General features: G+C 73.1%; 21 protein-coding genes and 1 pseudogene. 20 read left to right on the forward strand and 2 right to left on the reverse strand.

From position 1 onward, the window contains the following. Positions 1-2: 2 nt before the first annotated feature. Both DT076_RS09490 and DT076_RS09495 read right to left on the reverse strand, forming a co-directional pair. A complete protein-coding gene (locus DT076_RS09490) occupies positions 3-692 on the reverse strand; it encodes a DNA alkylation repair protein (RefSeq protein WP_199539088.1) in 690 nt (229 codons plus the stop codon). Next, a complete protein-coding gene (locus DT076_RS09495; protein WP_233493827.1) occupies positions 689-2,026 on the reverse strand; it encodes an isochorismate synthase in 1,338 nt (445 codons plus the stop codon). The genes DT076_RS09490 and DT076_RS09495 overlap by 4 nt, the downstream gene beginning before the upstream one ends. Positions 2,027-2,193: 167 nt before the next feature. On the opposite strand from DT076_RS09495, the gene DT076_RS09500 reads away from it, so the two are divergent. The 20 genes and pseudogenes from DT076_RS09500 (at position 2,194) to recQ (ending at position 25,352) form a co-directional block, all read left to right on the forward strand. After that, complete coding sequence (locus DT076_RS09500) at positions 2,194-3,471, forward strand: geranylgeranyl reductase family protein (RefSeq protein ID WP_114126439.1); 1,278 nt, start codon at positions 2,194-2,196, stop codon at positions 3,469-3,471. Between the two features lie 47 nt (positions 3,472-3,518). After that, positions 3,519-3,881, forward strand: a complete 363-nt coding sequence (locus DT076_RS09505) for an NADH-quinone oxidoreductase subunit A (RefSeq protein ID WP_114126584.1) — start codon at positions 3,519-3,521, stop codon at positions 3,879-3,881. A gap of 58 nt (positions 3,882-3,939) precedes the next feature. Beyond that, positions 3,940-4,500: a NuoB/complex I 20 kDa subunit family protein gene (locus DT076_RS09510; protein ID WP_114126440.1), complete on the forward strand. Its 561-nt coding sequence runs from the start codon at positions 3,940-3,942 to the stop codon at positions 4,498-4,500. Continuing rightward, a complete protein-coding gene (locus DT076_RS09515) occupies positions 4,497-5,243 on the forward strand; it encodes an NADH-quinone oxidoreductase subunit C (RefSeq protein ID WP_114126441.1) in 747 nt (248 codons plus the stop codon). Before DT076_RS09510 ends, DT076_RS09515 begins: the two co-directional genes overlap by 4 nt. A 125-nt stretch (positions 5,244-5,368) precedes the next feature. After that, complete coding sequence (locus tag DT076_RS09520; RefSeq protein WP_233493868.1) at positions 5,369-6,622, forward strand: NADH-quinone oxidoreductase subunit D; 1,254 nt, start codon at positions 5,369-5,371, stop codon at positions 6,620-6,622. 74 nt (positions 6,623-6,696) lie between these two features. Further along, complete coding sequence (gene nuoE, locus DT076_RS09525) at positions 6,697-7,533, forward strand: NADH-quinone oxidoreductase subunit NuoE (RefSeq protein WP_114126585.1); 837 nt, start codon at positions 6,697-6,699, stop codon at positions 7,531-7,533. Then, on the forward strand, positions 7,530-8,882 hold the full coding sequence (gene nuoF, locus DT076_RS09530) for an NADH-quinone oxidoreductase subunit NuoF (RefSeq protein WP_114126443.1): 1,353 nt from the start codon (positions 7,530-7,532) through the stop codon (positions 8,880-8,882). Before nuoE ends, nuoF begins: the two co-directional genes overlap by 4 nt. Beyond that, positions 8,879-11,353, forward strand: a pseudogene (locus tag DT076_RS09535) (NADH-quinone oxidoreductase subunit G); the annotation flags it as partial. The gene nuoF and the pseudogene DT076_RS09535, both read left to right, overlap by 4 nt. Before the next feature lie 107 nt (positions 11,354-11,460). Next, complete coding sequence (nuoH, locus tag DT076_RS09540) at positions 11,461-12,813, forward strand: NADH-quinone oxidoreductase subunit NuoH (protein ID WP_114126445.1); 1,353 nt, start codon at positions 11,461-11,463, stop codon at positions 12,811-12,813. Between the two features lie 8 nt (positions 12,814-12,821). After that, the gene (gene nuoI / locus DT076_RS09545) at positions 12,822-13,421 is read left to right on the forward strand and encodes an NADH-quinone oxidoreductase subunit NuoI (RefSeq protein ID WP_114126586.1); all 600 of its coding nucleotides are present in this window, start codon (positions 12,822-12,824) and stop codon (positions 13,419-13,421) included. A gap of 38 nt (positions 13,422-13,459) precedes the next feature. After that, complete coding sequence (locus DT076_RS09550) at positions 13,460-14,344, forward strand: NADH-quinone oxidoreductase subunit J (RefSeq protein WP_114126587.1); 885 nt, start codon at positions 13,460-13,462, stop codon at positions 14,342-14,344. Next, on the forward strand, positions 14,344-14,643 hold the full coding sequence (gene nuoK, locus DT076_RS09555; RefSeq protein ID WP_114126446.1) for an NADH-quinone oxidoreductase subunit NuoK: 300 nt from the start codon (positions 14,344-14,346) through the stop codon (positions 14,641-14,643). The genes DT076_RS09550 and nuoK overlap by 1 nt, the downstream gene beginning before the upstream one ends. Before the next feature lie 9 nt (positions 14,644-14,652). Further along, entirely contained in the window at positions 14,653-16,563 is a 1,911-nt protein-coding gene (gene nuoL, locus DT076_RS09560; protein ID WP_114126447.1) for an NADH-quinone oxidoreductase subunit L, read from the forward strand. Positions 16,564-16,575: 12 nt separating this feature from the next. Next, positions 16,576-18,231, forward strand: coding sequence for an NADH-quinone oxidoreductase subunit M (locus DT076_RS09565; RefSeq protein ID WP_114126448.1), 1,656 nt, complete (start codon positions 16,576-16,578; stop codon positions 18,229-18,231). Then, positions 18,231-20,018, forward strand: coding sequence for an NADH-quinone oxidoreductase subunit NuoN (gene nuoN, locus DT076_RS09570; RefSeq protein WP_114126449.1), 1,788 nt, complete (start codon positions 18,231-18,233; stop codon positions 20,016-20,018). The genes DT076_RS09565 and nuoN overlap by 1 nt, the downstream gene beginning before the upstream one ends. A 101-nt stretch (positions 20,019-20,119) precedes the next feature. Continuing rightward, the gene (locus DT076_RS09575) at positions 20,120-21,094 is read left to right on the forward strand and encodes a polyprenyl synthetase family protein (protein WP_114126588.1); all 975 of its coding nucleotides are present in this window, start codon (positions 20,120-20,122) and stop codon (positions 21,092-21,094) included. Between the two features lie 111 nt (positions 21,095-21,205). Further along, entirely contained in the window at positions 21,206-22,618 is a 1,413-nt protein-coding gene (locus DT076_RS09580) for an amidase (protein ID WP_233493833.1), read from the forward strand. 74 nt (positions 22,619-22,692) lie between these two features. Then, on the forward strand, positions 22,693-22,914 hold the full coding sequence (locus DT076_RS19185) for a hypothetical protein (protein ID WP_147264114.1): 222 nt from the start codon (positions 22,693-22,695) through the stop codon (positions 22,912-22,914). Continuing rightward, the gene (locus tag DT076_RS09585; RefSeq protein WP_114126451.1) at positions 22,890-23,207 is read left to right on the forward strand and encodes a PH domain-containing protein; all 318 of its coding nucleotides are present in this window, start codon (positions 22,890-22,892) and stop codon (positions 23,205-23,207) included. The genes DT076_RS19185 and DT076_RS09585 overlap by 25 nt, the downstream gene beginning before the upstream one ends. A gap of 180 nt (positions 23,208-23,387) precedes the next feature. Next, positions 23,388-25,352 carry a DNA helicase RecQ gene (recQ, locus tag DT076_RS09590; protein ID WP_233493834.1) on the forward strand — a complete coding sequence of 655 codons (1,965 nt, stop codon included), beginning with the start codon at positions 23,388-23,390 and terminating at the stop codon, positions 25,350-25,352. Positions 25,353-25,362 lie beyond the last annotated feature (10 nt).

Raw genomic sequence — 25,362 nt, forward strand, 5'->3', positions numbered from 1 at the left:
GCTCAGCCCACCCAGCGGCGGCGGACCGAGGGGTCGGCCTTCTCCAGGGCGAGCCGCACCACCGAGCGCGGCATCGTGCGGGCGTGGGAGGTGAGGAAGGCGTTGAGCATCAGCGGGGCCCGCTCGCCGGCGTGCTTGAGAAAGGTGCCGACGGCCTGGTGCACCACCGGCTCGGGGTCGGCGGCCAGCGCGGAGGCCACCACGTAGCCGGCGGTGAGGTCGGCGTCGGAGCCCTGCCGCACGAACAGCAGCGGTGCCGTGATCGCCGAGCGGCGGCGCAGCGGGTCCGCGCTGGCGGCCAGCTCGTGCAGCACCTCGTAGGGCCCGCCGAGCAGCGGGCCGCCCAGCACCCGCGGGGCGGCCCGGTCGACCATGTCCCAGGTGGTGATGCGGTCGTGGCGGCGCAGGTAGAGCTGCTGGCGTGCCGGGTCGCCGAGCCGGTCACGCACCTGCAGGTCGAGCACGCAGACGGCGCACATCCGGGCCTCGTAGGTCGGCTGGTCGAGCAGCCGCTCCACCTCGCCCAGCGGGAGCGTGGACGCCCACCGGGCGACGTCGAACAGCTCGCGCATCCGGATCCCGATGGCCGGCTCGTCCGGGGCCAGCCGGCGTCGCACCTTCGGCAGCTCGGCCGGGTCGGCCCGGGCCTGCAGCGCCCCCACCACGACCTCGGCGGTCAGCTCCCCGTTCACCGGGCACCCGTCCCCGAGGCCACCCGTCCGGTCGCGGCGGACGCCTCGGCCAGCGCGGTCCGCATCGGTACCAGCTTGGCCTCGGACTCGGCCACCTCGGCGTCGGGGTCGGAGTCGGCCACGATCCCGCAGCCGGCGAACAGCCGGACCACCCGAGAGTCATCAGGATCCACCTGCCCGCAGCGCAGCGCGATCGCCCACGCCCCGTCGCCGGTGCTGTCCACCCAGCCGACCGGGCCGGAGTAGCGGCCGCGGTCCATCGACTCCAGCTCCGCGATCAGCCGGCGGGCGGTCGGGGTGGGCGTGCCGCACACCGCCGCGCTCGGGTGCAGGGCGCCGACCAGCTCCAGCACCGAGGTCATCGGGCTGGTGGCGGCGGTGATCTCGGTGGCCAGGTGCAGCACGTTGGGCAGCTCCAGCACGTAGGGGGCGCTCGGCACGTTCATCCCGTCGCAGTACGGCGCCAGCGCCGAGGCCACCGAGGCCACCGCGTACTCGTGCTCGAGCAGGTCCTTGGAGGATGAGGCCAGCGCCGCGCCGAGGGTCTCCGGGGTGGCGCCGGAGACGCCGATCGTCCCGGCCAGCACCCGCGAGGTCACCAGCCCCTCCTCACGCCGCACCAGCATCTCCGGGCTCGCACCGACCAGGCCGTCGACCAGGAACGTCCAGCACCGCGGGTAGGACGCGTGCAGACGCCGGGCCAGCCGACCCACCGGCAGCGGCCGGTCGCCGCGTACGGTCACCTGCCGGGCCAGCACCACCTTGTCGAGGTCGCCGACGAGGATCCGCTTCACCCCGCGGGCGACCCGCTCGGCCCACTGCTCGGCGTCGAGGGCCTCGTGCTCCTCGTGCAGCCCGACGGGCTCCTGCGGCGCCTGGTCGACCGCTCCCAGCAGGGCGTCCAGCCGGGCGGTGGCCGGGACGGGGAACGGGCGGGTCGAGGCCTCCAGCAGCACCGTCCCCCCGTGCCGGTGCACCAGCACCCACTCCGGCAGCACCAGCACCGGCGCCGCCCTGGTGTGCCCGGGGTCGAAGGGGAAGGAGCCGAAGGCCAGCGAGGCGTGGCCGGCGCTGTCCCCGGTGTGCTCCAGCCGGGCGCAGACGCCGTCCCACCAGGACGCCGCCGCGCCGGTGCCCTCCCCGGGCCGCGGCTCCCAGCGCACGGCCGCGCCGCCGCCGACCGCACCGTCCTCGCCGTGCAGCCAGCCGAAGTCCACCCCGCCGGCCGGTCCGCGCCGCAGCAGGTCGAGCACCGCGTCGATGCCGGTCCCCGGGAGAAGCGTGCTCCGGACGAAGACGGGGGCGGAGCTGTGCACGAGCAGGGGGGCGATCACGCCCAGAGCCTACGCATCCGATTTGCGTGATGTCGCGCTTGCGATATTCGCCTGGTCAAACCGCCCGCGACAAGGGAGAACGGGCACCCCCACCCCTGCGCACGAAACCCGCGGATGTGGTTAGAGTGGCGGAGGTAGTGAACGTTTTCACGAGCAGCAGGAGTGCCATGACCAGCACCCCGTCCGGGGTCGTCGACGCCGACGTGGTCGTCGTGGGAGCCGGCCCCGCCGGTTCCGCCACCGCCACGCACCTGGCGCGGCGCGGGCTGGAGGTCGCCCTGCTCGAGAAGACGCAGTTCCCCCGCGAGAAGGTCTGCGGCGACGGGCTCACCCCGCGCGCCACCCGCCAGCTGATCCGGCTCGGCATCGACACCTCCACCGAGGCCGGCTGGCTGCACAACCGGGGCCTGCGGATCTACGGCGGCGGCGGGCAGCCGTTCCACCTGGACTGGCCCGACCTGGCCGACTTCCCGCCCTACGGACTGGTCCGGCCCCGTGCGGACTTCGACGACCTGCTGGCCCGGACGGCCGTGGCCGCCGGCGCCGAGCTGCACGAGCTGGCCAACGTCACCGAGCCGCTGCTGGACGAGCGCACCGGCCGGATCGTCGGCGTCCGCTGCAAGGACGGCCGGGAGTTCCGGGCCCCGCTGGTGGTCGCCGCCGACGGCAACTCGACCCGGCTGAGCGTGGCGATGGGCATCACCAAGCGCGACGACCGCCCGATGGGGGTCGCGGTGCGCACCTACTACACCTCGCCCCGCTCCGACGACGACTACCTCGAGTCCTGGCTGGAGCTGTGGGACGGTCCGGCCGGGAAGTCGAACCTGCTGCCCGGCTACGGCTGGATCTTCGGCATGGGCGACGGCACCAGCAACGTCGGGCTGGGCATCCTCAACACCTCCTCCGCCTTCGGCAGGACCGACTACAAGGGCCTGCTCAAGGCCTGGCTGGACACCACCCCGGAGGAGTGGGGCTACCGCGACGCCAACATGACCACCCCGGTGCGCGGCGCCGCGCTGCCGATGGGGTTCAACCGCCAGCCGCACTACACCCGCGGGCTGCTGCTGGTCGGGGACGCCGGCGGCATGGTCAACCCGTTCAACGGCGAGGGCATCGCCTACGCCATGGAGGCCGGGGAGTACGCCGCCGACGCCGCCACCGAGGCCCACCGTCGCGGTGTCGGCACGCCGAGCGCGGAGAAGGCGCTGCAGGGCTACCCGAGTCGGCTCAAGGACGAGCTCGGCGGCTACTACCGCCTGGGCAACGTCTTCGTCCGGCTGATCGGCAACCCGCAGGTGATGTCGCTGTGCACCCGCTACGGGCTGCCGCGGCGGACGTTGATGAGGTTCGTGCTCAAGCTGCTGGCCAACCTCACCGACTCCCGCGACGGTGACGCGATGGACGTGGTGATCAACCAGCTCACGCGGCTGGCGCCGGCGGCCTAGGAGGACGTCGACGTGGACCGCAGGGCTTCAACGGAGAGGCAGGTGTGGTGAACAACCTCTACGCACCGATCGTGGTGCTGCTGGCCATCGCGGCCGCCTTCGTGGCGGTCAGCGTGGTCACCAGCGTCAACGTGGGTCCGCGCCGCTACAACCGCGCCAAGTACGACTCCTACGAGTGCGGCATCCAGCCCACCCCGCACGCCGTCGGCGGCGGCCGGGTGCCGATGAAGTACTACATCACCGCGATGCTCTTCATCGTCTTCGACATCGAGATCGTCTTCCTCTACCCCTGGGCGGTCAGCTTCGACCTGCTCGGCCCGTTCGCGCTGGCCGAGATGGTGCTGTTCGTGGCGACCGTCTTCATCGCCTACTTCTACGTGCTGCGGCGGGGCGGTCTGGAATGGGACTGACCGCCCGGCACCCGCGCACGACCGACGAGACCGACGAGGACAGGACGGAGGCACGCTGATGGCCGGTGGACTGGAGGACAACGTCCCCAGCGGGGTGCTGCTCACCACGGTGGAGGGGCTGTTCGGCTGGATGCGGCAGGCGTCCTTCTGGCCGGCGACCTTCGGCCTGGCCTGCTGCGCGATCGAGATGATGACCTACGGCGCGCCGCGCTACGACTCCGGGCGCTGGGGCCAGGAGGTGTTCCGCGCCTCACCGCGCCAGGCCGACCTGATGATCGTGGCCGGACGGGTGAGCCAGAAGATGGCTCCGGTGCTGCGTCAGATCTACGACCAGATGCCCAACCCGAAGTGGGTGCTGTCGATGGGCGTGTGCGCCAGCACCGGCGGCATGTTCAACAACTACGCGATCGTCCAGGGCGTCGACCACGTGGTGCCGGTCGACATGTACGTGCCGGGCTGCCCGCCGCGTCCGGAGATGCTCATCGACGGCATGTTCAAGCTGCGCAAGCTGGTCCAGCACAAGCCGATCGGGGTCAACGAGGACCGCTTCTACGCCGAGCAGGAGGCCGCCCAGCTCACCGCCCCGGCCACCTCCGAGCTCAAGGGGCTGCTGCGATGAGCGACCGCCCGGACGAGAAGGGTCTCGAGCGCGAGGACGCTCCCGCCTCCGACACCAGCCTGGAGCCGACCACCGGCAGCGACGACGTCGCCGGCCCCGCGCCGCACCAGGTGCAGATCCGCCGCGGCATGTTCGGTGCGGCCGGCAGCGGCGACACGTCGGGCTTCGGACGCCTGCAGCGCGTGGTCGAGATGCCCCAGCCGACCGCCCCGCCCTACGGCGGCTGGTTCGACACGGTGGCCGACGAGATGGCCCAGGTGCTGCCCGCCGGCGCGGTCACCGCGGTGGTGGTGCACCGCGGCGAGATCACCTTCACCATCGAGCGCCGCCACCTGCTCGAGGTGGCCCGGGCGCTGCGCGACACCCCGACGCTGCGATTCGAGCACTGCGCCTCGGTGTCGGGGGTGCACCTGCCGACCCAGCAGGGCGCGGAGATGCACGTCGTCTACCACCTGCAGTCGATGACCCACAACCGGCGGATCCGGCTCGAGGTCACCTGCCCCGACGCCGACCCGCACGTGCCGAGTGTGGTCAGCGTCTACCCGGCCGCGGACTGGCACGAGCGTGAGACCTGGGACATGTTCGGCGTCCAGTTCGACGGGCACCCGGCGCTGACCCGGATCCTCATGCCCGACGACTGGCCCGGCCACCCGCAGCGCAAGGACTACCCCCTCGGCGGCATCGACATCGAGTACAAGGGTGCCGTCGTCGCCCCGCCGGAGACGCGGAGGAGCTACACGTGAGCACCAGCACCGAGCAGTCCACGCCGAGCCCGGGCGCGGGGGCCGGCCAGACCGACCCCTTCGGCCCGCCGGGGGAGCCGGTCGAGGGCCGGGTCTACACCGCCACCGGGCAGGACTGGCAGGAGATCGCCGACCTGCAGGCCGAGCGCGGCGACGAGCGGATCGTCGTCAACATGGGTCCCCAGCACCCGTCCACCCACGGCGTGCTGCGGCTCATCCTGGAGATGGAGGGCGAGTCCGTCCTCGAGGCCCGCTGCGGCATCGGCTACCTGCACACCGGCATCGAGAAGAACATGGAGGTGCGCACCTGGACCCAGGGCGTCACCTTCTGCACCCGGATGGACTACCTCACCCCGCTGTTCCAGGAGGTCGCCTACTGCCTGTCGGTGGAGCGGCTGCTGGGCATCACCGAGGACGTGCCGGAGAAGGCCACCGTGATGCGGGTGCTGCTGATGGAGCTCAACCGCATCTCCAGCCACCTCGTCGCCATCGCCACCGGCGGCATGGAGATCGGCGCGCTGACGGTGATGACCATCGGCTTCCGCGACCGGGAGATGATCCTGGACGCCTTCGAGCTGATCACCGGGCTGCGGATGAACCACGCCTTCATCCGCCCCGGCGGGGTCGCCAACGACCTGCCCGACAACGGCATCGCCAAGCTCCGCGACACCGTCGCCTGGCTGAAGAAGCACCTGCCCGAGTACGCCGCCTTCTGCAACGAGAACCCGATCTTCAAGGGACGTCTCGGCGGGGTCGGCCACCTCGACCTGGCCGGGTGCATGGCGCTGGGCATCACCGGCCCGGTGCTGCGCTCCACCGGCTACGGCTGGGACCTGCGCAAGCAGCAGCCCTACTGCGGCTACGAGACCTACGACTTCGAGGTGCCGACCTGGGACACCGCCGACGCCTACGGCCGGTTCCGGGTGCGCCAGGAGGAGATGTGGCAGAGCCTGCGCATCGTCGAGCAGTGCATCGACCGCCTGGAGCGGATGGAGGGTGAGCCGGTGATGGTGGCCGACGCCAAGATCGCCTGGCCCGCGCAGATGTCCATCGGCCCCGACGGCATGGGCAACTCCAACGAGCACATCAAGCACATCATGAGCCAGTCGATGGAGGCCCTGATCCACCACTTCAAGCTGGTCACCGAGGGCTTCCGCGTGCCGCCAGGCCAGGCCTACGTGCCGATCGAGAGCCCCAAGGGCGAGCTGGGTGCGCACCTGGTCTCCGACGGCGGGACGCGGCCCTACCGCGCCCACTTCCGCGACCCCAGCTTCAACAACCTGCAGGCCGTCCCCATCATGTGCGAGGGCGGGATGATCTCCGACGTCGTCGTCGCCGTCGCCTCCATCGACCCGGTGATGGGCGGTGTCGACCGGTGAGCACGAACGGGCACAGCAACGGGCACGCCGAGCACCACTTCGCGACGCACTTCGTGGAGACCGGCGGCGTCGACATGACCGTCACCGAGACCGCGCTGACCGAGCGGCACCTCGAGGAGATGCGCCAGATCGCGGCGCGCTACCCCCAGCCGCGCTCGGCGCTGCTGCCGATGCTGCACCTGGTGCAGTCGGTGGAGGGACGGGTCACCCCGGCCGGCATCGAGGCCTGCGCCGACGTGCTGCAGATCAGCGCCGCCGAGGTGAGCGGGGTGGCGACCTTCTACACGATGTACAAGCGCAAGCCGGTCGGGAAGCACCACGTCGGCGTCTGCACCACCGCGCTGTGCGCGATCCTCGGCGGGGACGAGGTGCTGGCCACCCTGCAGCGCCACCTCGGCGTCGGCAACGACGAGACCACCGCGGACGGCGCGATCACGCTGGAGCACATCGAGTGCAACGCCGCCTGCGACTACGCGCCGGTGATGATGGTCAACTGGGAGTTCTTCGACAACGTCACCCCGGCCTCGGCGGTCGAGGTGGTCGAGGCGCTGCGCGCCGGCGAGCCGATCACCTCCACCCGCGGCGCGGAGATCACCTCCTGGCGCGAGGCCGAGCGGGTGCTGGCCGGTTTCCCCGACGGCCGCGCCGACGCCGGGCCCACCGCGGGGGAGGCCTCGCTGCTCGGGCTGCGGATCGCCCGTGAGCGCGGCTGGCAGGCCCCGCCGGTGGGCGGCGGGTCGCAGCCGGAGGAGCCCGCGGAGGTCGCCGAGGTCAACGCCGAGGCCGCCACCGGCCCGGCCGAACCGGACTCCACCCGGCGCGAGGCCGCCGAGGAGTCCACCGAGGACGCCCGCGCCGGCGACGGCGCCGCGCGACCGGCGGACCGCCCAGAAGGAGGAGGGGAGAGGTGACCGACCTGCTGACCCCGGTGCTCTCGGCCCGGTGGGGTGACGAGCGGGCCTGGAAGCTCGGCAACTACGAGCGCGCCGGCGGGTACGCCGCGCTGCGCACCGCCCTGCAGATGGAGCCCGACGAGGTCGTCGCGCTGGTCAAGGACGCCGGCCTCCGCGGCCGCGGCGGGGCCGGCTTCCCGACCGGCATGAAGTGGTCCTTCGTGCCCAAGGACAACCCCAACCCCACCTACCTGGTGGTCAACGCCGACGAGTCCGAGCCGGGTACCTGCAAGGACATGCCGCTGATGATGGCGACCCCGCACACGCTGGTGGAGGGCGTCATCATCTCCGCCTACGCGATCCGGGCCCGCTACGCCTTCATCTACGTGCGCGGGGAGGTGCTGCACGTGGTGCGCCGGCTGCAGCAGGCCGTCCGCGAGGCCTACTCCGCCGGCTACGCCGGGGCGAACGTGCTCGGCACCGGCTACGACCTCGAGGTGGTCGTGCACGCCGGCGCCGGGGCCTACATCTGCGGGGAGGAGACGGCGCTGCTGGACTCCCTGGAGGGACGCCGCGGGCAGCCGCGGCTGCGTCCGCCGTTCCCCGCGGTGGCCGGGCTCTACGCCAGCCCGACGGTGATCAACAACGTCGAGTCGATCGCCTCGGTGCCGTCGATCGTCACCGGTGGCGCGGAGTGGTTCTCCTCGATGGGCACCGAGAAGTCCAAGGGGATGACGCTGTACTCGCTGTCGGGGCACGTGAAGAACCCCGGGCAGTTCGAGGCGCCGATGGGCATCACCCTGCGTCAGCTGCTCGAGCTGGCCGGTGGGATGCGCGAGGGCCACCAGCTGAAGTTCTGGACGCCGGGCGGCTCGTCCACCCCGATCCTCACGCCGGAGCACCTCGACCTGCCGCTGGACTACGAGTCGATGGCCGGGGCCGGCTCGATGCTCGGCACCAAGGCGCTGCAGTGCTTCGACGACACCACCTCGGTGGTCCGCTCCACGCTGCGCTGGGTGGAGTTCTACAAGCACGAGTCCTGCGGCAAGTGCACCCCGTGCCGGGAGGGCTCGTGGTGGCTGGTGCAGATCCTCATGCGGCTGGAGGCCGGCCGCGGCGAGCCCGGCGACATCGAGAAGATCCTCGACCTCTGCGACAACATCGGCGGGCGCTCCTTCTGCGCCCTGGCCGACGGCGCGGTCGCCTGCGTCACCTCCGCGATCAAGCACTTCCGCGAGGAGTTCGAGCAGGGGATGCACACACCCGCCTGGGAGCTGCTGCCGTACGAGCGCAGCACGGTCTTCGCGACGGGTCCCGACAGCCCCGCGCTCGGCGCGGGCACCGAACCGGCCGGAGGTGCGCGATGACGGTCACCAGCAAGGGCGAGCAGGGGCAGGTCGACAAGCGCGAGGACCTGGTCACCGTCACCATCGACGACACCTCGGTGTCGGTGCCGAAGGGGACGCTGGTGATCCGGGCCGCCGAGCTCATCGGGGTGGCCATCCCGCGCTTCTGCGACCACCCGCTGCTGGAGCCGGCCGGTGCCTGCCGGCAGTGCCTGGTCGAGGTGCCCGACGCCGGCAACGGGCGCGGGATGCCGAAACCCCAGGCGTCCTGCACCCTGGCGGTGGCCGAGGGCATGCAGATCCGCACCCAGGTGACGTCCCCGGTGGCCGACAAGGCCCAGCAGGGGATGATGGAGATGCTCCTGCTCAACCACCCGCTCGACTGCCCGGTCTGCGACAAGGGCGGGGAGTGCCCGCTGCAGAACCAGGCGATGAGCAACGGCCGCGGCGAGTCGCGGTTCGAGGCGGTCAAGCGCACCTACCCCAAGCCGGTGAGCATCTCCGCCCAGGTGCTGCTCGACCGGGAGCGGTGCGTGCTGTGCGCCCGCTGCACCCGCTTCTCCGAGCAGATCGCCGGCGACCCGTTCATCGCCCTGGTCGAGCGGGGCGCGCTGCAGCAGGTCGGCATCTACGAGCGCGAGCCGTTCGAGTCCTACTTCTCCGGCAACACCATCCAGATCTGCCCGGTCGGCGCCCTCACCTCGGCCGCCTACCGGTTCCGGGCCCGTCCCTTCGACCTCACCTCCACCCCCTCGGTGGGCGAGCACGACGCCTGCGGGGCGGCGATCCGGGTCGACCACCGCCGCGGTGAGGTGGTGCGCCGGCTGGCCGGGGACGACCCCGAGGTCAACGAGGAGTGGATCACCGACAAGGACCGCTTCGCCTTCCGCTACGGGCGCGGTGAGGACCGGCTGCGCGTCCCGCTGGTGCGCGAGGACGGCGTGCTGCGGCCGGCGTCGTGGCCCGAGGCGATCGACGTCGCCGTCCGCGGGCTGCGGGCCGCCGGACCGGACGAGACCGGCACCGGGCTCAGCGTCGGCGTGCTCACCGGTGGCCGGCTCACCCTCGAGGACGCCTACGGCTACTCCCGCTTCGCCCGCACCGTGCTCGGCACCGACGACATCGACTTCCGCTCCCGCCCGCTGTCGGCGGAGGAGACCGACTTCCTCACCCGCCGGGTCGCCGCCCGCACCGACGTCCGCTACGGCGACCTCGACACCGCCTCGGCGGTGCTGATGGTCGGCTTCGAGCCGGAGGAGGAGGCCGGGACGGTCTTCCTGCGGATGCGCAAGGCGATGCGCGCATCCGGGCTGCGGTCCTGGACGCTCGCGCCCTACCTCAGCAACGGCGCCCGCAAGGTCGGGGCGAGGCTGGTGCCGACCGTCCCCGGCACCGAGGCGGAGGTGCTGGCCGGGATCGAGGCCACCGTCCCGCTGGACGCCGATTCGATCATCGTCGTCGGGGAGCGGGCCGCCCTGTTCCCCGGGGCGCTGACGGCGGCCGCCGAGCTGGCCGACCGGACCGGGGCCCGGCTGGCGTGGGTGCCGCGCCGCGCCGGCGACCGGGGCGCGATCGAGGCCGGCTGCCTGCCGGGGCTGCTGCCCGGCGGGCGCCCGCTGGCCGACGCCCGGGCCCGGGTGGACTGCATCAGCGTCTGGGGGTTGCGCCGCGAGCTGCGCGCGACCCCGGGACGCGACGCGGAGCAGATGCTCGCCGCCGCGGCCGACGGCAGTCTGGGGGCGCTGGTGGTGGCCGGCGTGGACCCGTCCGACCTCGCCGACCCGGCCGCCGCTCTCCGCGGGCTGGAGGAGGCCGGGTTCGTCGTCTCGCTGGAGAACCGGCTCAGCCAGGTGACCGAGCGGGCCGACGTGGTCTTCCCGGTGTCGCTGGTCGAGGAGCGGCCCGGGACCTTCCTCACCTGGGAGGGCCGTCCGCGCGAGTTCGGCGTGGTGATCCGCCACGCCAACCCGATGACCGACCTGCGGGTGCTGGCCGCGCTGGCCGACGCGATGGGCACCGACCTCGGCATCCGCACCGTCGCCGACGCCCGCCGCGAGCTCGCCGAGTTCGAGCCCTGGACCGGTCGGCGCGACCCGCGCCAGGCCGCCGCCCGTCCCGGGCCCGGCGAGGGACGTCCCGCGCCGGCGGTGCGACCTCCCGCCGCGACCGGTGGGGACGCGGGCACCGAGCTCACCCTGGCCACCTGGCGGATGATGCTCGACCCGAGCCGGGCCCTGGACGGCGAGCCGCACCTGCTGGCGACCGCCCGCCGGGCGGTGGCCCGGGTCAGCGCCGCGACCGCCGGACGGGTCGGGCTGGTCGAGGGCGGCGGCGTCCGGCTGCTCCCCGCCGACGCCGACGACGAGCGCTCGGTGGTGCTGCCGGTGCACGTGATGCCGGAGATGGTCGACGACGTGGTGTGGGTGCCGACGCTGTCGGCCGGCGTGTCCACCCTCGCCCTCGGGCTGCGGGCCGGTGGGCCGGTGCGGGTGCTCCCGTCGGTGCTGCCGGCCACCCCGCGGCCGGGTGAGCAGGTGGACCTGGGCGAGTCGCCGTTGACCGAGCGTGACGTCCAGGCCGAGGAGCAGGGAGGGGTGGCATGACCGCGATGGACCTGGCCCTCTTCGGGGCCGACCCCTGGTGGGTGGTGCTGATCAAGGCGGTGTTCGTCTTCGCGCTGCTGCTGGTGCTGACGCTGTTCAACATCGTCTTCGAGCGCAAGGTCGTCGGCCGGATGCAGCACCGCAAGGGTCCGACCATGAACGGCCCGTTCGGCTGGCTGCAGTCGCTGGCCGACGGCATGAAGCTGATGTTCAAAGAGGACTTCATGCCGAGCGCGGCCGACAAGCTGGTCTTCAACCTCGCCCCGTTCCTCAGCGCCGTCCCGGCGCTCACCGCGTGGGCGGTGATCCCGATCGCCGGCACGGTCACCATCCCCTTCACCGACCGCCAGACGAACCTGCAGCTGACCGACCTGCCGATGGCGGTGCTCTTCCTGCTGGCGATCGCCTCGATCGGCATCTACGGCATCGTGCTGGCCGGCTGGTCCTCGGGCTCGACCTACTCGCTGCTCGGCGGGCTGCGCTCCAGTGCCCAGATGATCAGCTACGAGATCGCGATGGGGCTGTCGCTGGTGGCGGTGTTCCTGCTCGCGGGGTCGATGTCGACCTCGGAGATCGTCGCGGCCCAGCAGCAGCCGGTGGTGGTGCTCGGCGCCGACGTCGGCATCACCGGCTGGTACGCGCTGCTGCTGGCCCCCTCCTTCGTCATCTACCTGATCTCGATGGTGGGGGAGACCAACCGCGCCCCGTTCGACCTGCCCGAGGCCGAGGGCGAGCTGGTCGGCGGATTCCACACCGAGTACTCCGGGATGCGGTTCGCGATGTTCTTCCTGGCCGAGTACATCAACATGGCGACCGTCTCGGCGATCGCGGTCACCCTGTTCCTGGGCGGCTGGCACGCGCCGTGGCCGCTCAACCAGGTGCCCGGCATCGACGCCGGCTACCTGGGGGCGGTGTGGTTCCTGGCCAAGGTGATCCTGCTGGTCTTCGTCTTCGTCTGGCTGCGCGGCACCCTGCCGCGGTTCCGCTACGACCAGTTCATGAAGCTGGGCTGGAGCTGGCTGATCCCGCTCTCGCTGGTGTGGATCGTCGGCATCGCCACCGTGCGGATGGGCCGGGAGGAGGGCTGGTTCACCAGCCCCGCGGTGCTCGTCGGCGCCGGTGCGGTGGTGCTGGTCGCGCTCGGGCTGGCCCTCTTCGGCGGCCGCGAGGCCGAGCCGGAGACGCCGGCCGCCACCACGTTCGACCCCTACGCCGGGGGCTACCCGGTGCCGCCGCAGGGCGACCAGCAGCTGCCGGAGATGGCCGGGGTGCTGCCCGGCGACGAGGACACGGACCGGGCCGGGCGACGTCCGGGCGGTCCGGGTCACGACCGAGAGGAGACGTCCTGATGGGTGTGCTGGACGCCGTCGCCGGCTTCGGGGTGACGTTCAAGACGATGTTCCGCAAGACGTTCACCGAGGACTACCCGACCAAGCCGAAGATCACCGCGCCCCGGTTCCACGGCCGCCACCAGCTCAACCGCTGGCCCGACGGGCTGGAGAAGTGCGTGGGCTGCGAGCTGTGCGCCTGGGCGTGCCCCGCCGACGCGATCTACGTCGAGGGCGCGGCCAACACCGAGGAGGAGCGGTACTCACCCGGTGAGCGCTACGGCCGCGTCTACCAGATCAACTACCTGCGCTGCATCCTCTGCGGGCTGTGCATCGAGGCCTGTCCGACCCGGGCGCTGACGATGACCAACGAGTTCGAGCTGTCCGACACCAGCCGGGCTTCGTTGATCTACGAGAAGGACCAGCTGCTGGCCCCGCTGCTGCCCGACATGGAGGCCCCACCGCACCCGCGCCGTCTCGGTGAGGACGAGGAGGCCTACTTCCGCGGTCTGCCCACCTCCGGCGGTGCGGACACCCGCACCGGCGGCGAGGGCCCCGGCCGCCGGCACCACACGCCGACCCCGCCCGAGCCGGCCGGTGCGGCCGAGCGCCCCGGAGGAGACCGGTGAGCGGGCAGGAGGTCGCGTTCTGGCTGCTCGCCCCGGTGATGGTGCTGGGCGCGGTCGGGATGGTGCTGGCCCGCAAGGCGGTGCACTCCGCGCTCTGCCTGGCGGCGGTGATGATCTGCCTGGCGATCCAGTACGCCGCCCTCGACGCGCCGTTCCTGTTCGCGGTGCAGATCATCGTCTACACCGGCGCCATCCTCATGCTGTTCCTCTTCGTGGTGATGCTCGTCGGGGTCGACTCCGACGACTCCTTCGTCGAGACGCTGCGCGGCCAGCGGGTGTTCGCGGTCCTGCTCGGGGTCGGGCTGGTGGTGCTGCTGGTGGCCGGGCTGGGCAACGCCGTGGTCACCGGGCCGGCGGGGCTGACCGAGGCCAACGCCCAGTACGGCGGCAACGTGCAGGGGCTGGCCGCGCTCGTCTTCGTCCGCTGGGTGTGGGCCTTCGAGGCCACCTCGGCGCTGCTCATCACCGCGGCCGTCGGGGCGATGGTGCTCACCCACCGCGAGCGGCTGGCGCCGCGCCGGGACCAGCGCACCCGGGCGGCGGAGCGGATGCAGGCCTACGCCGAGACCGGACGCCACCCGGGCCCGCTGCCCACCCCCGGCGTCTTCGCCCGGCACAACGCGGTCGACACCCCCGCCCTGCTGCCCGACGGGTCCGTGGCCGAGGACTCGGTCTCGGCCACCCTGCGCAGCCGCTCGCGGATCCGCACGCCGGAGGAGCTGCTCGCCCCGATGGCCCAGCGGCACGCCGAGATCGCCGGGGACCGCCAGCCCGACCCGGCGGTCGGCCACCAGCGCGACCCGCGGCCCGGGGAGTCCGTGGCCGAGCAGGGTGCGGCGCTGAAGGCGTCCCAGCGCACCCGTGGTGAGGACCTCTCGGATGTCGAGCGGGGCGAGCAGCTGTCGGATGAGGAGCGGATCTGATGGAACCGAGCTACTACCTGGTGCTCTCGGCGATGCTCTTCACCATCGGCGCGGTCGGCTTCATGGTGCGGCGCAACGCGATCGTGGCGTTCATGTGCGTGGAGCTGATGCTCAACGCCTGCAACCTCGCGCTGGTCACCTTCTCCCACGCGTGGGGCCTGCTGGACGGCCAGGTCGCCAGCTTCTTCGTGATGGTGGTGGCCGCCGCCGAGGTCGTGGTGGGGCTGGCCATCATCGTCTCGATCTACCGCACCCGCCGCTCGGCCTCGGTCGACGACGCCAACCTGCTGAAGTTCTGAGGAGGACCTGTGACCCCGCTCGAAGTGGTGACGCCCACGGCCGCCTCCGGGCTCTTCGGACTGGCGTGGCTGCTCATCGCGCTGCCGCTGGCCGGCGCGCTGGTGCTGCTGCTGGCCGGACGGCTGACCGACGCCTGGGGCCACCTGCTCGCCACGCTGATGCCGATCGGCTCCTTCGTGCTCGGAGTGGTGCTCTTCGTCGACCTGCTCGGCCGTGAGGAGGGGGCCCGCGCGGTCGGCGTGCCCCTCTACCGGTTCATCGAGACCGGCGGGTGGCGGATCGACGCCGGGCTGCTGGTCGACCAGCTGTCGATCCTGTTCGTGCTGCTGATCACCGGCGTCGGCTCGCTGATCCACGTCTACTCGATCGGCTACATGGCGCACGACCCGCGGCGCCGCCGGTTCTTCGCCTACCTCAACCTCTTCGTCGCCGCCATGCTCATCCTGGTGCTGGCCGACAACTACCTGGTGCTGTTCGTCGGCTGGGAGGGCGTCGGTCTGGCCTCCTACCTGCTGATCGGCTTCTGGCAGCACAAGCCGACCGCCGCGACCGCGGCCAAGAAGGCGTTCGTCGTCAACCGGGTCGGCGACATGGGCATGGTGCTGGCGATCATGCTGATGCTGGCCACCTTCGGCTCCTCCGCCTTCGTCGACGTGGACGCCGGCGCGGGGCAGATGGGCGGCACGGTCGCCACCGTGATGGGGCTGCTGCTGCTGCTCGGCGCCTGCGGCAAGTCGGCCCAGGTGCCGCTGCAGTCCTGGCTGCTGGACGCCATGGAGGGCCCGACCCCGGTGTCGGCGCTGATCCACGCCGCGACGATGGTGACCGCCGGGGTCTACCTGGTGGTGCGGGCCAACGCCGTGTTCACCCACACCGAGGTGGCGAGCACGGCCGTGGTCGTCGTCGGCACGGTGACGCTGCTGTTCGGCGCCTGGATCGGCTGCGCCAAGGACGACATCAAGAAGGTGCTGGCCGGTTCCACCATGAGCCAGATCGGCTACATGCTGCTGGCCGCCGGGATCGGCCCGGCGGGCTACGCCTTCGCGATCTTCCACCTGCTCACCCACGGCTTCTTCAAGGCCAACATGTTCCTCGGGGCGGGTTCGGTGATGCACGCCATGGACGACGACGTCGAGATGCGCCACTACGGGGCCCTGCGCCGGGCGCTGCCGATCACCTTCGCCACCTTCGGACTGGGCTACCTGGCGATCATCGGCTTCCCGTTCCTGTCCGGCTACTACTCCAAGGACCACATCATCGAGGCGGCCTTCGAGCACAACGTGGTGGTCGGGGTGCTGGCGATGGTGGGTGGGGGGGTGACCGCGTTCTACATGACCCGGCTGATGCTGATGACCTTCCTCGGACGCCGTCGCTGGGCCGAGGGCGTCCACCCGCACGAGGCGCCGGCGGTGATGACCGTCCCGCTGGTCGTGCTGGCCGCCGCCTCGGTGGTCGGCGGTCTGGTGCTCAACAACTGGATCGAGGGCTGGCTGGCGCCGGCGGTCCGGGCCGAGGCGCACGAGGCGAGCCTGCTGCACTTCACCCCGGTGGCCGCGGTGACGCTGCTGCTGGTGGCCGGCGGGGTGGCGCTGGCCTGGGTGCTGTTCGGCCGCCGCGGGGTGCCGCGGACCGCGCCGAGCACGCGCTCGCCGTTCGTGCTGGCCGGACGCCGCGACCTCTACGGCGACGCCTTCAACGAGGCGGTGTTCATGCGCCCCGGGCAGGAGCTGGTCCGGGTCCTCGGCCGGGCCGACGAGACCCTGGTCGGTGGGGGCTGGTCGGCGACCGGGGACGTGCTGGCGGGCCTGTCCCAGGTGGGTCGCCGGCTGCAGAACGGGTTCGTGCGCAGCTACGCGCTGACGATGGTGGCCGGCGTCGGCATGGTCGCCGTCGTCCTGGTCCTCGGCCGGCTGGCCTGAGGGAGGAGAGCGATGAACATCCCGTGGTTGACCGTCCTCGGTCTGCTCCCGCTGGCCGGGGCGCTGCTGCTGGTGGCGCTGCCGCGCACCGCCGCTAGGGCGGCCGGGCTGGCGGTCTCGCTGCTCGCCCTGGTGCTCGGCGGCTGGGTGGTCGCCCAGCACCTGGCCGGCGCGCCGCTGGCCGAGCAGGTGCCCTGGATCCCGCAGATCGGCGCCTACTGGGCCCTCGGCCCGACCGACGGCCTCAGCCTCACCATGGTGGCGCTCACCCTCGTCCTCACCCCGGTGGTGCTGCTGGCCAGCTGGCGGGACGAGGACCGGCGCGGCGGGGCCTCGGAAGCCGTCCGGGACGTCGCCGAGGTCCGTCAGCGCGAGCAGGTGCTGGTCGGCGCGGGCGGTCCCGAGCGTCCCGCGACCGTCGGAGGAGGGGCCGGGGGCGGCGCCGCCACCGCAGCGGAGCAGCCGCGCCGCTGGAGTGCGCGGGCCTTCTTCGCCCTGGTGCTGGCGCTGGAGGGGTTCGCCCTGCTGGCCTTCCTCACCACCGACGTGCTGCTGTTCTTCCTGCTCTTCGACGCGATCCTGCTCCCGATGTACTTCCTCATCGGCGCCTTCGGCGGGGCGAACCGCAAGCGCGCGGCGAGCCGGTTCCTCATCTTCGCCCTCGGCGGCGGGCTCATCATGCTGGCCTCGGTGATCGGGCTGTACGTGGTCTCCGCCCGCGCCGGGGAGCCGTCCTTCCTGGTCGCCGACCTGGCCGCGCTGGGCATCGGCGGCGAGGTCGGACGCTGGTTGTTCGTCGGGTTCTTCATCGCGTTCGCGGTGAAGGCGCCGATGGTGCCGGTGCACACCTGGCTGCCCGACGCCGCGGAGGAGTCCACCCCGGCCGGTGCTGTGCTGCTGGTCGGCATCCTCGACAAGCTCGGCACCTTCGGCATGATCCGCTTCTGCCTGGGGCTGTTCCCCGAGGCCAGCCTGTGGGCCACCCCGGTGGTGCTGGTGCTGGCGCTGGTCTCGATCCTCTACGGGGCGCTGGCCGCGATCGGCAGCAAGGACCTGATGCGGCTGGTGGCCTTCACCTCGATCAGCCACTTCGGGTTCATCGTGCTGGGCATCTTCGCCTGGACCAGCCAGTCGATGTCGGGCTCGATCCTCTACATGCTCAACCACGGGCTCTCCACCGCGGCGCTGTTCCTGGTGGTGGGCTACCTGGTGAAGCGGCGGGGCTCGCGCAGCGTCGAGGCCTTCGGCGGGGTGCAGAAGGTGGCGCCGGTGGCGGCCGGGCTGCTCCTCTTCGCCGGGCTGTCGACGCTGGCCCTGCCCGGGCTGTCGAGCTTCGTCTCGGAGTTCCTGGTGCTGGCCGGCACCTTCAGCCGCTACCCGGCCGTGGCGGCGGTGGCGACCCTCGGCATCGTGCTGGCCGCGCTCTACATCCTTCTCATGTACCAGCGGACGATGACCGGCCCCGTCACCGACGACGTCCGCGACCACGTCCGCTCCGACCTCGACGGCCGGGAGCGGCTCACCCTGGCGCCGCTGGTCGTCCTCATCGTGGTGCTCGGGTTCTTCCCCGCACCGGTGCTGGACGCGGTGGCGCCGGTGGTCGGGGCGACCCTGGAGCAAGCCGGCGTCGCCGACCCGGCACCGAGCGTCGGACAGGAGGCCAACTGATGGAGATCACCCCTCCCTCGCTGGAGTACGCGCGGCTGATGCCGCTGATCGTCGTCTTCGCCGGCGCCTGCCTGGGGGTGCTGGTGGAGGCGGTGACACCGCGCTCGGCGCGCTGGCCGGTGCAGGTCGGGCTGACCTTCCTCACCCTGCTGGTCGCCGGTGCCCTCACCGTCAGCGGCTGGTCCGCCGCTGACGTCGGCATCTCCGCGCTGGGCTCGGTCGCGGTCGACCTGCCCACCTACTTCGTGTGGACCGCGCTGCTCGTCCTCGGGGCGCTGTCGCTGCTGCTGTTCACCGAGCGCCGGCTCAACGGCGGGGTGAGCGCCTTCGCCCCGCAGGCGGCGGCCGTCCCGGGCAGCGTCGACGAGGAGCTGGCGATCCGGGCCCGCACCGAGCACTCCGAGGTCTACCCGCTGGCGCTGTTCTCGCTGTTCGGGATGATGCTCTTCGCCGCCGCCAGCGACCTGCTGGTGATGTTCGTGGCGCTGGAGATCCTCTCGCTGCCGCTCTACCTGGTCTGCGCGCTGGCCCGGCGCCGGCGGCTGCTCAGCCAGGAGGCGGGGCTGAAGTACTTCCTGCTCGGCGCGCTGGCCTCGGCGTTCTTCCTCTACGGGGTGGCGATGCTGTACGGCTACGCCGGCAGCTTCGACCTGGCCGCCCTGGACGCCGCCATCAGCGCCGGGCAGCAGTCGACCTGGCTGCTGCTGGTCGGCATGGCCGGGGTGAGCATCGGGCTGCTGTTCAAGGTGGCCGCCGTCCCGTTCCACTCCTGGACCCCCGACGTCTACACCGGCGCGCCGACCGCGGTCACCGCGTTCATGGCCTCCTGCACCAAGATCGCCGCGGTGGCGGCGCTGCTGCGGGTGTTCTACGTCGGGCTCGGCGGTCTGCGCTGGGACTGGCAGCCGCTGATGGCGCTGCTGGCCGTGCTCACCATGGCGGTGGGGGCGCTGCTGGCCATCACCCAGACCGACGTCAAGCGGATGCTGGCCTACTCCTCGATCACCCACGCCGGGTTCATGCTCACCGCGGTGACCGGGGCGAGCCTGAGCAGCGGCGCCCGCGACCTCAGCAGCGTCGGCGCCACCCTCTTCTACCTGGTCGCCTACGGAGCCGCCTCGGTGGGCGCGTTCGCGGTGGTCACCCTGGTCCGCGACCGCAACGGCGAGGCCAGCAGCCTCGACGACTGGGCCGGCCTGGGTCGCCGGCACCCGTGGCTGGCCGGCGCGTTCTCGGTGTTCATGCTGAGCTTCGCCGGCATCCCGCTGACCAGCGGGTTCATCGCCAAGGTCAGCGTGTTCGAGTCGGCCTGGAGCGGCGGCTACGCCTGGCTGGTGGTGGTCGGGGTGGTGCTGAGCCTGCTCGCGGCCTACTTCTACCTGCGGGTCATCGTCACCCTCTTCTTCGCCGATCCGCGCCCGCGCGCTGCCGCCGTCACCACGGACGCCGGCACCACCGCGCCGACCGGCGAGCCGGACCCGACGACCGGTGCCGGACCGGCCGGGCCCGCTGCCGCGGGACCCACCGCGGAGGCCGCCCAGCCCGGCGCCGGCGCCCTCAGCGTCGCGACCCGCAGCGAGGAGGGAGCCGCCGCGCCCGCGGAGGAGACCTCCGTCACGTCGACCGCCTCCCGCCCGGAGCTGGGCGCGGGCGAGGTGGGGGTCGGCCGCGCCGGTGTGGCAACCTATGCAGCGGTGGCGGTCGCCGTGGCGCTCACGGTGGTCTTCGGGTTGGTGCCCGGGCCGCTGCTCGAGCTGGCCCTGCAGGCCAGTGTCTTCCTGAGGTGAGGTGAGGTGTGCCCGACCGACCCGGTCGTCCTGGCGAGACGGTGACCCGTACCGGGGCCGTCGGTGCGGGTGACTCCCACCCCGACCCGGGTCCCGGGCTGCTGCCCGGTGCGCAGGACCCCGGCCTGGAGGCCGCGGTGCGCCGCCGGCTGGAGGCCGTGGAGGAGGGGCTGCTGGTGGCCGCCCAGGCCAACACCGCCCTGGTCACCGAGGCCGCCCAGCACATCATCCGCTCCGGTGGGAAGCGGTTCCGCCCGATGCTGGTGGCGACCGCCGCCGAGCTCGGCGACCGGGTCGACGAGGACGCGCTGCTGGTCGCGGCCCAGGTGGTCGAGCTGACCCACGTCGCCAGCCTCTACCACGACGACGTGATGGACGAGGCCGAGATCCGCCGTGGCGCCCCGAGCGCGAACCAGCGCTGGCAGAACAGCATCGCCATCCTCGTCGGGGACTACCTGTTCGCCCGGGCCAGCGACCTCATCTCGGCCCTCGGGCCGCGGTGGGTGCAGCTGCAGGCGCGCACCTTCGCCCGGCTGGTGCAGGGCCAGATCGCCGAGACCGTCGGACCCGAGCCCGGTGCCGACCCACTGGCCCACCACCTGGCGGTGCTGGCCGACAAGACCGGCTCGCTGATTGCCACCTCGGCGGTCTTCGGCGGGCTGACCGCGGGTCTGGGCGAGCAGCAGCTGGACGCGCTGGCGGCCTACGGCGAGGAGGTCGGGCTGGTCTTCCAGCTGTCGGACGACCTCATCGACATCACCAGCGACGTCACCGGCAAGGAGCCCGGCACCGACCTGCGGGCCGGGGTGCCGACCCTGCCGACGCTGATGCTGGCCCGCTCGGAGCGTGCCGAGGACGTCGACCTCACCCAGGCCGTGCAGTCCGACCTCAGCGACCCGGCCCGGCTGGCCGAGGTGCTCGGCCGGCTGCGCGCGCACCCGGTGATCGAGGAGGCCCGCGAGGTCATCCGGGCCCACGCCCGCACCGCCCTGCGCCACCTCGACGTCCTCCCCGACGTCCCCGCGCGCCAGGCCCTCGCCGCCGTGGCCACCCAGCTCGTCGACCGCGTCAGCTGACCCCGGCGAACCCACCGACGCCCTGAGCCTGTCGAAGGGCGAGCACGCGCCCCCGCCCCCACGCCCCCACCCCTACCCCAGGCGCCATCCCGACCCGGCAGGATGGCCGTTGTGACGACCGAGCTGCACGACCTCGGCGCGCTCGACCTCGCCGCCGCGGTCCGCCGGCGTGAGGTGTCCGCGCTGGAGGTGACCGAGCACTTCCTCACCCGGGCCGAGACCGACGACGTGGGCGCGTTCACGGTGCTGGCGGCCGACCTCGCGCTCGCGCAGGCCCGCGAGACCGACCACCTGCTGCGCACCGACCCCGACGCCGCCGGACCGCTGGCCGGGGTGCCCTGCCCGGTGAAGGACCTGACGCTGGTGGCCGGCGTCCCGGCCCGCTTCGGCACCGCCGCGCTCGACCCGGTGGTGCCGACGGTGGATGACGGGGTGGTCCAGCTGCTGCGCCGCGCCGGCACGATCATGCTCGGCAAGACCTCCACCCCGGAGTTCGGGCTGCCCTGCTACACCGAACCCGACACCGGTCCGCCGGCGGTCACCCCCTGGGACCGCACCCGGTCGGCCGGCGGCTCCAGCGGTGGTGCGGCCGCAGCGGTGGCCGCCCGACTCGTGCCGGTGGCGCACGGCAGCGACGGCGGTGGCTCGATCCGGCTGCCCGCCGCCTGCTGCGGGCTGGTCGGGCTCAAACCCACCCGCGGCCTCGTCTCGCCGGGCCCCCACGGCCAGCCCGGCCCCGGTCTGGCCACCTCGGGCGTGCTCACCCGCGACGTGGCCGACACCGCCGCGCTGCTGGACGTCCTCGCCGTCCCGTGGCCGGGGGACTGGCCGGTGCCGCGGCCGGACTCCTTCGCCGCGGTCGCCGCCCGCCCGCCGCGCCGGCTGCGGGTCGGCGTCCTCACCGCGCCGCTGATCCACCCGGGTGCGCCGGTGCACCCGGCGGCGTTGCGGGCCGTCGAGCGTGCGGCCGGGACGCTGGAGTCGGTCGGGCACGAGGTGACCGGGCTGGAGCCGCCGTTCCCGCCCGAGGCCTGGCAGGGTTTCGCTGCGGTCTGGGCGGTCGGCGCCCTCGGCGCACCGGTCCCGCCCGAGCGGGAGGAGCGGCTGCGGCCCCTGACCCGGTGGCTGCGCGAGCGCGGGCGGTCGGTCACCGGGCTCGCCCACGCCCGCGCGCTGCAGGCCATGCAGCAGCTCACCCAGCAGGTGGGCACCGCCTGGCAGCACGTCGACGTCGTGCTCACCCCCACGATGGCCGCCGCGCCGTGGCCGGTCGGCGCGCTGCGGGACGACGCCGACCCCGCCGCCGACTTCGACGGCCAGACCGCCCAGACCCCCTGGTGCAGCGTCTGGAACATCACCGGCGCCCCGTCGCTGCAGCTCCCCCTGCACGCGGAGGAGGTGGACGGCCGCCGGCTGCCGTTCGGGGTGCTGCTCGGCGGACGTCCCGGTGCGGACGCCGAGCTGCTCGCCCTGGGTGCCGAGCTGGAGGGCCTGCTGGGACGCCCGACGCCCGGGCTCGCCTGACGCGCTGCGCCGGGTGCGGGTGGCCGGTGAGCCGCCGGCATGGCAGGGTCGCGTCCGAGACGAGGAGGGAGCGCGTGCCTCCACCCCCGGGGAGCAGGCCCCACCCGATCGGTCACGGCGTGGCGGTGGCGGTCCGTCAGCGTCCCGGGCGGCGGAGGGCCCTGCTGGTCAGCACGGTCGTCCTGGCGCTGAGCTGCGCCGCCGTGCTCACGTTGCTCGTGCTGGCCACCCAGACCTCGCCGATGCTGGCCCGGCGCTCGTGGTCGTCTCCGTGCTGGCGTCGGCGGGGCTGGTGATGCTCCTGCTCACCACGCTCGCGCACCGCGGGCCGGTGGTCGTCGTCGACGACACCGGGATCCGGCTGCGCGACCTGCTCGGCTGGACCCAGGTGCCCTGGACGACCCTGCGGGCGGTCACCACCAGCGCCGGCGGCCGGGTGCTCGACCTCGACGCCCCCGGCGGTGTCTTCTACAACGACGCGCTGACCCGACGTCCCCGCCAGCGCTACAAGATCGACGGACTCGAGGTGCGCCCCGACCACCTGGTGGCCTACCTGCAGCACCGGCACGTCGTCGCCACCCGCCGCTGAGCCGTCTCCCGCCGCGACGTGCCCGGGCGCGGGTGTGGCGAGAGCGTCGGTCCGGAGCGCCGGGAACCGACGCCCCGGCCACAGTCGCCACCCGTCGGCTGGCGTGACCGGGGGGAGAGGGTTGTGCACAGGTGGTCCGGTACGGACGCGCGGGACGCCGCGGGCTCGTAGGGTGTCCGGGTGAGTGAGCGGTCGTGGGACCCGGGAGATCCGCCCGAGGAGTGGGAGCCTCCCGAGGAGGAGCCGCCGCCGGAGGACTGGGAGCCTCCGGCCGACTGGGTGCCGTCCGAGCCGCCAGCGCCGGCCGGCGGGGAGCGCGCGGCGAGGCGCCGGCCGTCGAGCCCGCTGGAGGCGCTGCAGCGGGTGTGGGGCTACGACGCCTTCCGTGGCCAGCAGGCCGAGATCATCGACACCGTGGTGGCCGGCGGCGACGCGGTCGTGCTGATGCCGACCGGCGGCGGGAAGAGCCTGTGCTACCAGGTGCCGGCGCTGGTCCGTCCCGGGACGGGGGTGGTGATCAGCCCGCTGATCGCGCTCATGCACGACCAGGTGGACGCTCTGGAGCAGCTCGGCGTCCGCGCGGCCTACCTCAACTCCACCCAGGACCCCGACCAGCGCCGCGACGTCGAGCGGCGGCTGCTGGCCGGTGAGCTGGACCTGCTCTACCTCGCGCCGGAGCGGCTGCCCGCCGCCACCGGTCTGCTCGACCGGGCCGAGATCGCGCTCTTCGCCATCGACGAGGCGCACTGCGTCAGCGCCTGGGGCCACGACTTCCGCCCCGACTACCTGCGGCTGTCGGTGCTGCACGAGCGCTGGCCGCAGGTGCCGCGGATCGCGCTGACCGCCACCGCCACCACCGAGACCCGCGCCGAGATCGTCGACCGGCTCGCGCTCACCGGCGCCCGGGTCTTCGTCGCCAGCTTCGACCGCCCCAACATCCAGTACCGGATCTCGCCCAAGAACGACGCCCGCGGCCAGCTGCTCCGGCTGGTGCGCGAGGAGCACCCCGGCGAGGCGGGGATCGTCTACTGCCTCAGCCGGGCCTCGGTGGAGAAGACGGCGGAGTGGCTGGCCGGCCAGGGGGTGACGGCGCTGCCGTACCACGCCGGCCTGGACGCGGCGACCCGCTCGCGCCACCAGTCCCGCTTCCTGCGCGAGGACGGGGTGGTGATGGTGGCCACGATCGCCTTCGGGATGGGCATCGACAAGCCCGACGTCCGCTTCGTCGCCCACCTCGACCTGCCCAAGTCGGTCGAGGGCTACTACCAGGAGACCGGACGCGCCGGACGCGACGGGCTGGCCTCCACCGCCTGGCTGGCCTACGGACTCCAGGACGTGGTGCAGCAGCGCCGGATGATCGCTGAGGGCGAGGGGGACCGGCAGCGCAAACGCGCCCAGACCCTGCACCTGGACGCCATGCTCGCCCTCTGCGAGACGGTCACCTGCCGCCGCCACCAGCTGCTCGCCTACTTCGGCGAGCAGAGCGGGGACGCCTGCGGCAACTGCGACACCTGCCTGGCCCCGCCGGAGTCCTACGACGGCACCGTCCCGGCGCAGAAGCTGCTGTCGACCGTGGTGCGGCTGCAGCGCGAGCGCGGGCAGGCCTTCGGCGCCGGCCACCTGGTCGACATCCTGCTCGGCCGCGAGACCGAGCGCGTGCGCCGCTTCGGCCACGACCAGCTCACCACCTGGGGCATCGGCACCGAGCTCGACGAGGCGGGTTGGCGCGGGGTGGTCCGCCAGCTGCTGGCCCTCGGGCTGCTGCAGGTGCAGGGGGAGTACGGCGTGCTCGGGCTGACCGAGGCCTCCACCGAGGTGCTCCGCGGGCAGCGCACCGTCCGGTTCCGGCGCGAGCAGGAGCGGGTGCAGCGCAGCAGCCGCCGCAGCGCCGCCCCGTCCCGCCGCGAGCTGGACGCCGACGCCGAGGAGCTGTTCCAGCGGCTGCGCAGCTGGCGCTCCCAGGTCGCCAAGGAGCAGGCCGTGCCCGCCTACGTGGTCTTCTCCGACGCCACCCTGGCCGGCATCGCCAGCGCCCGACCGGCCGACGAGCAGGCGCTCCGCGCGGTGTCTGGCGTCGGCGAGGCCAAGCTCGCCCGCTACGGCGAGGCCGTCCTCGAGGTGGTCACCGAGCCCACCCCGTCCTGACCCGCCGGTG

This window comes from Desertihabitans brevis (assembly GCF_003327535.1).
Lineage (GTDB): Bacteria > Actinomycetota > Actinomycetes > Propionibacteriales > Propionibacteriaceae > Desertihabitans > Desertihabitans brevis.

Bases quoted from the DNA above. Each gene is read 5' to 3' on its own strand.
- nuoH (WP_114126445.1), top strand. From the start codon at position 11,461: ATGACCGCGATGGACCTGGCCCTCTTCGGGGCCGACCCCTGGTGGGTG.
- nuoK (WP_114126446.1), top strand. From the start codon at position 14,344: ATGGAACCGAGCTACTACCTGGTGCTCTCGGCGATGCTCTTCACCATC.
- nuoN (WP_114126449.1), top strand. From the start codon at position 18,231: ATGGAGATCACCCCTCCCTCGCTGGAGTACGCGCGGCTGATGCCGCTG.
- DT076_RS09550 (WP_114126587.1), top strand. From the start codon at position 13,460: ATGGTGCTGGGCGCGGTCGGGATGGTGCTGGCCCGCAAGGCGGTGCAC.
- nuoE (WP_114126585.1), top strand. From the start codon at position 6,697: ATGACCGTCACCGAGACCGCGCTGACCGAGCGGCACCTCGAGGAGATG.
- DT076_RS09565 (WP_114126448.1), top strand. From the start codon at position 16,576: ATGAACATCCCGTGGTTGACCGTCCTCGGTCTGCTCCCGCTGGCCGGG.
- DT076_RS09515 (WP_114126441.1), top strand. From the start codon at position 4,497: ATGAGCGACCGCCCGGACGAGAAGGGTCTCGAGCGCGAGGACGCTCCC.
- DT076_RS09500 (WP_114126439.1), top strand. From the start codon at position 2,194: ATGACCAGCACCCCGTCCGGGGTCGTCGACGCCGACGTGGTCGTCGTG.
- DT076_RS09510 (WP_114126440.1), top strand. From the start codon at position 3,940: ATGGCCGGTGGACTGGAGGACAACGTCCCCAGCGGGGTGCTGCTCACC.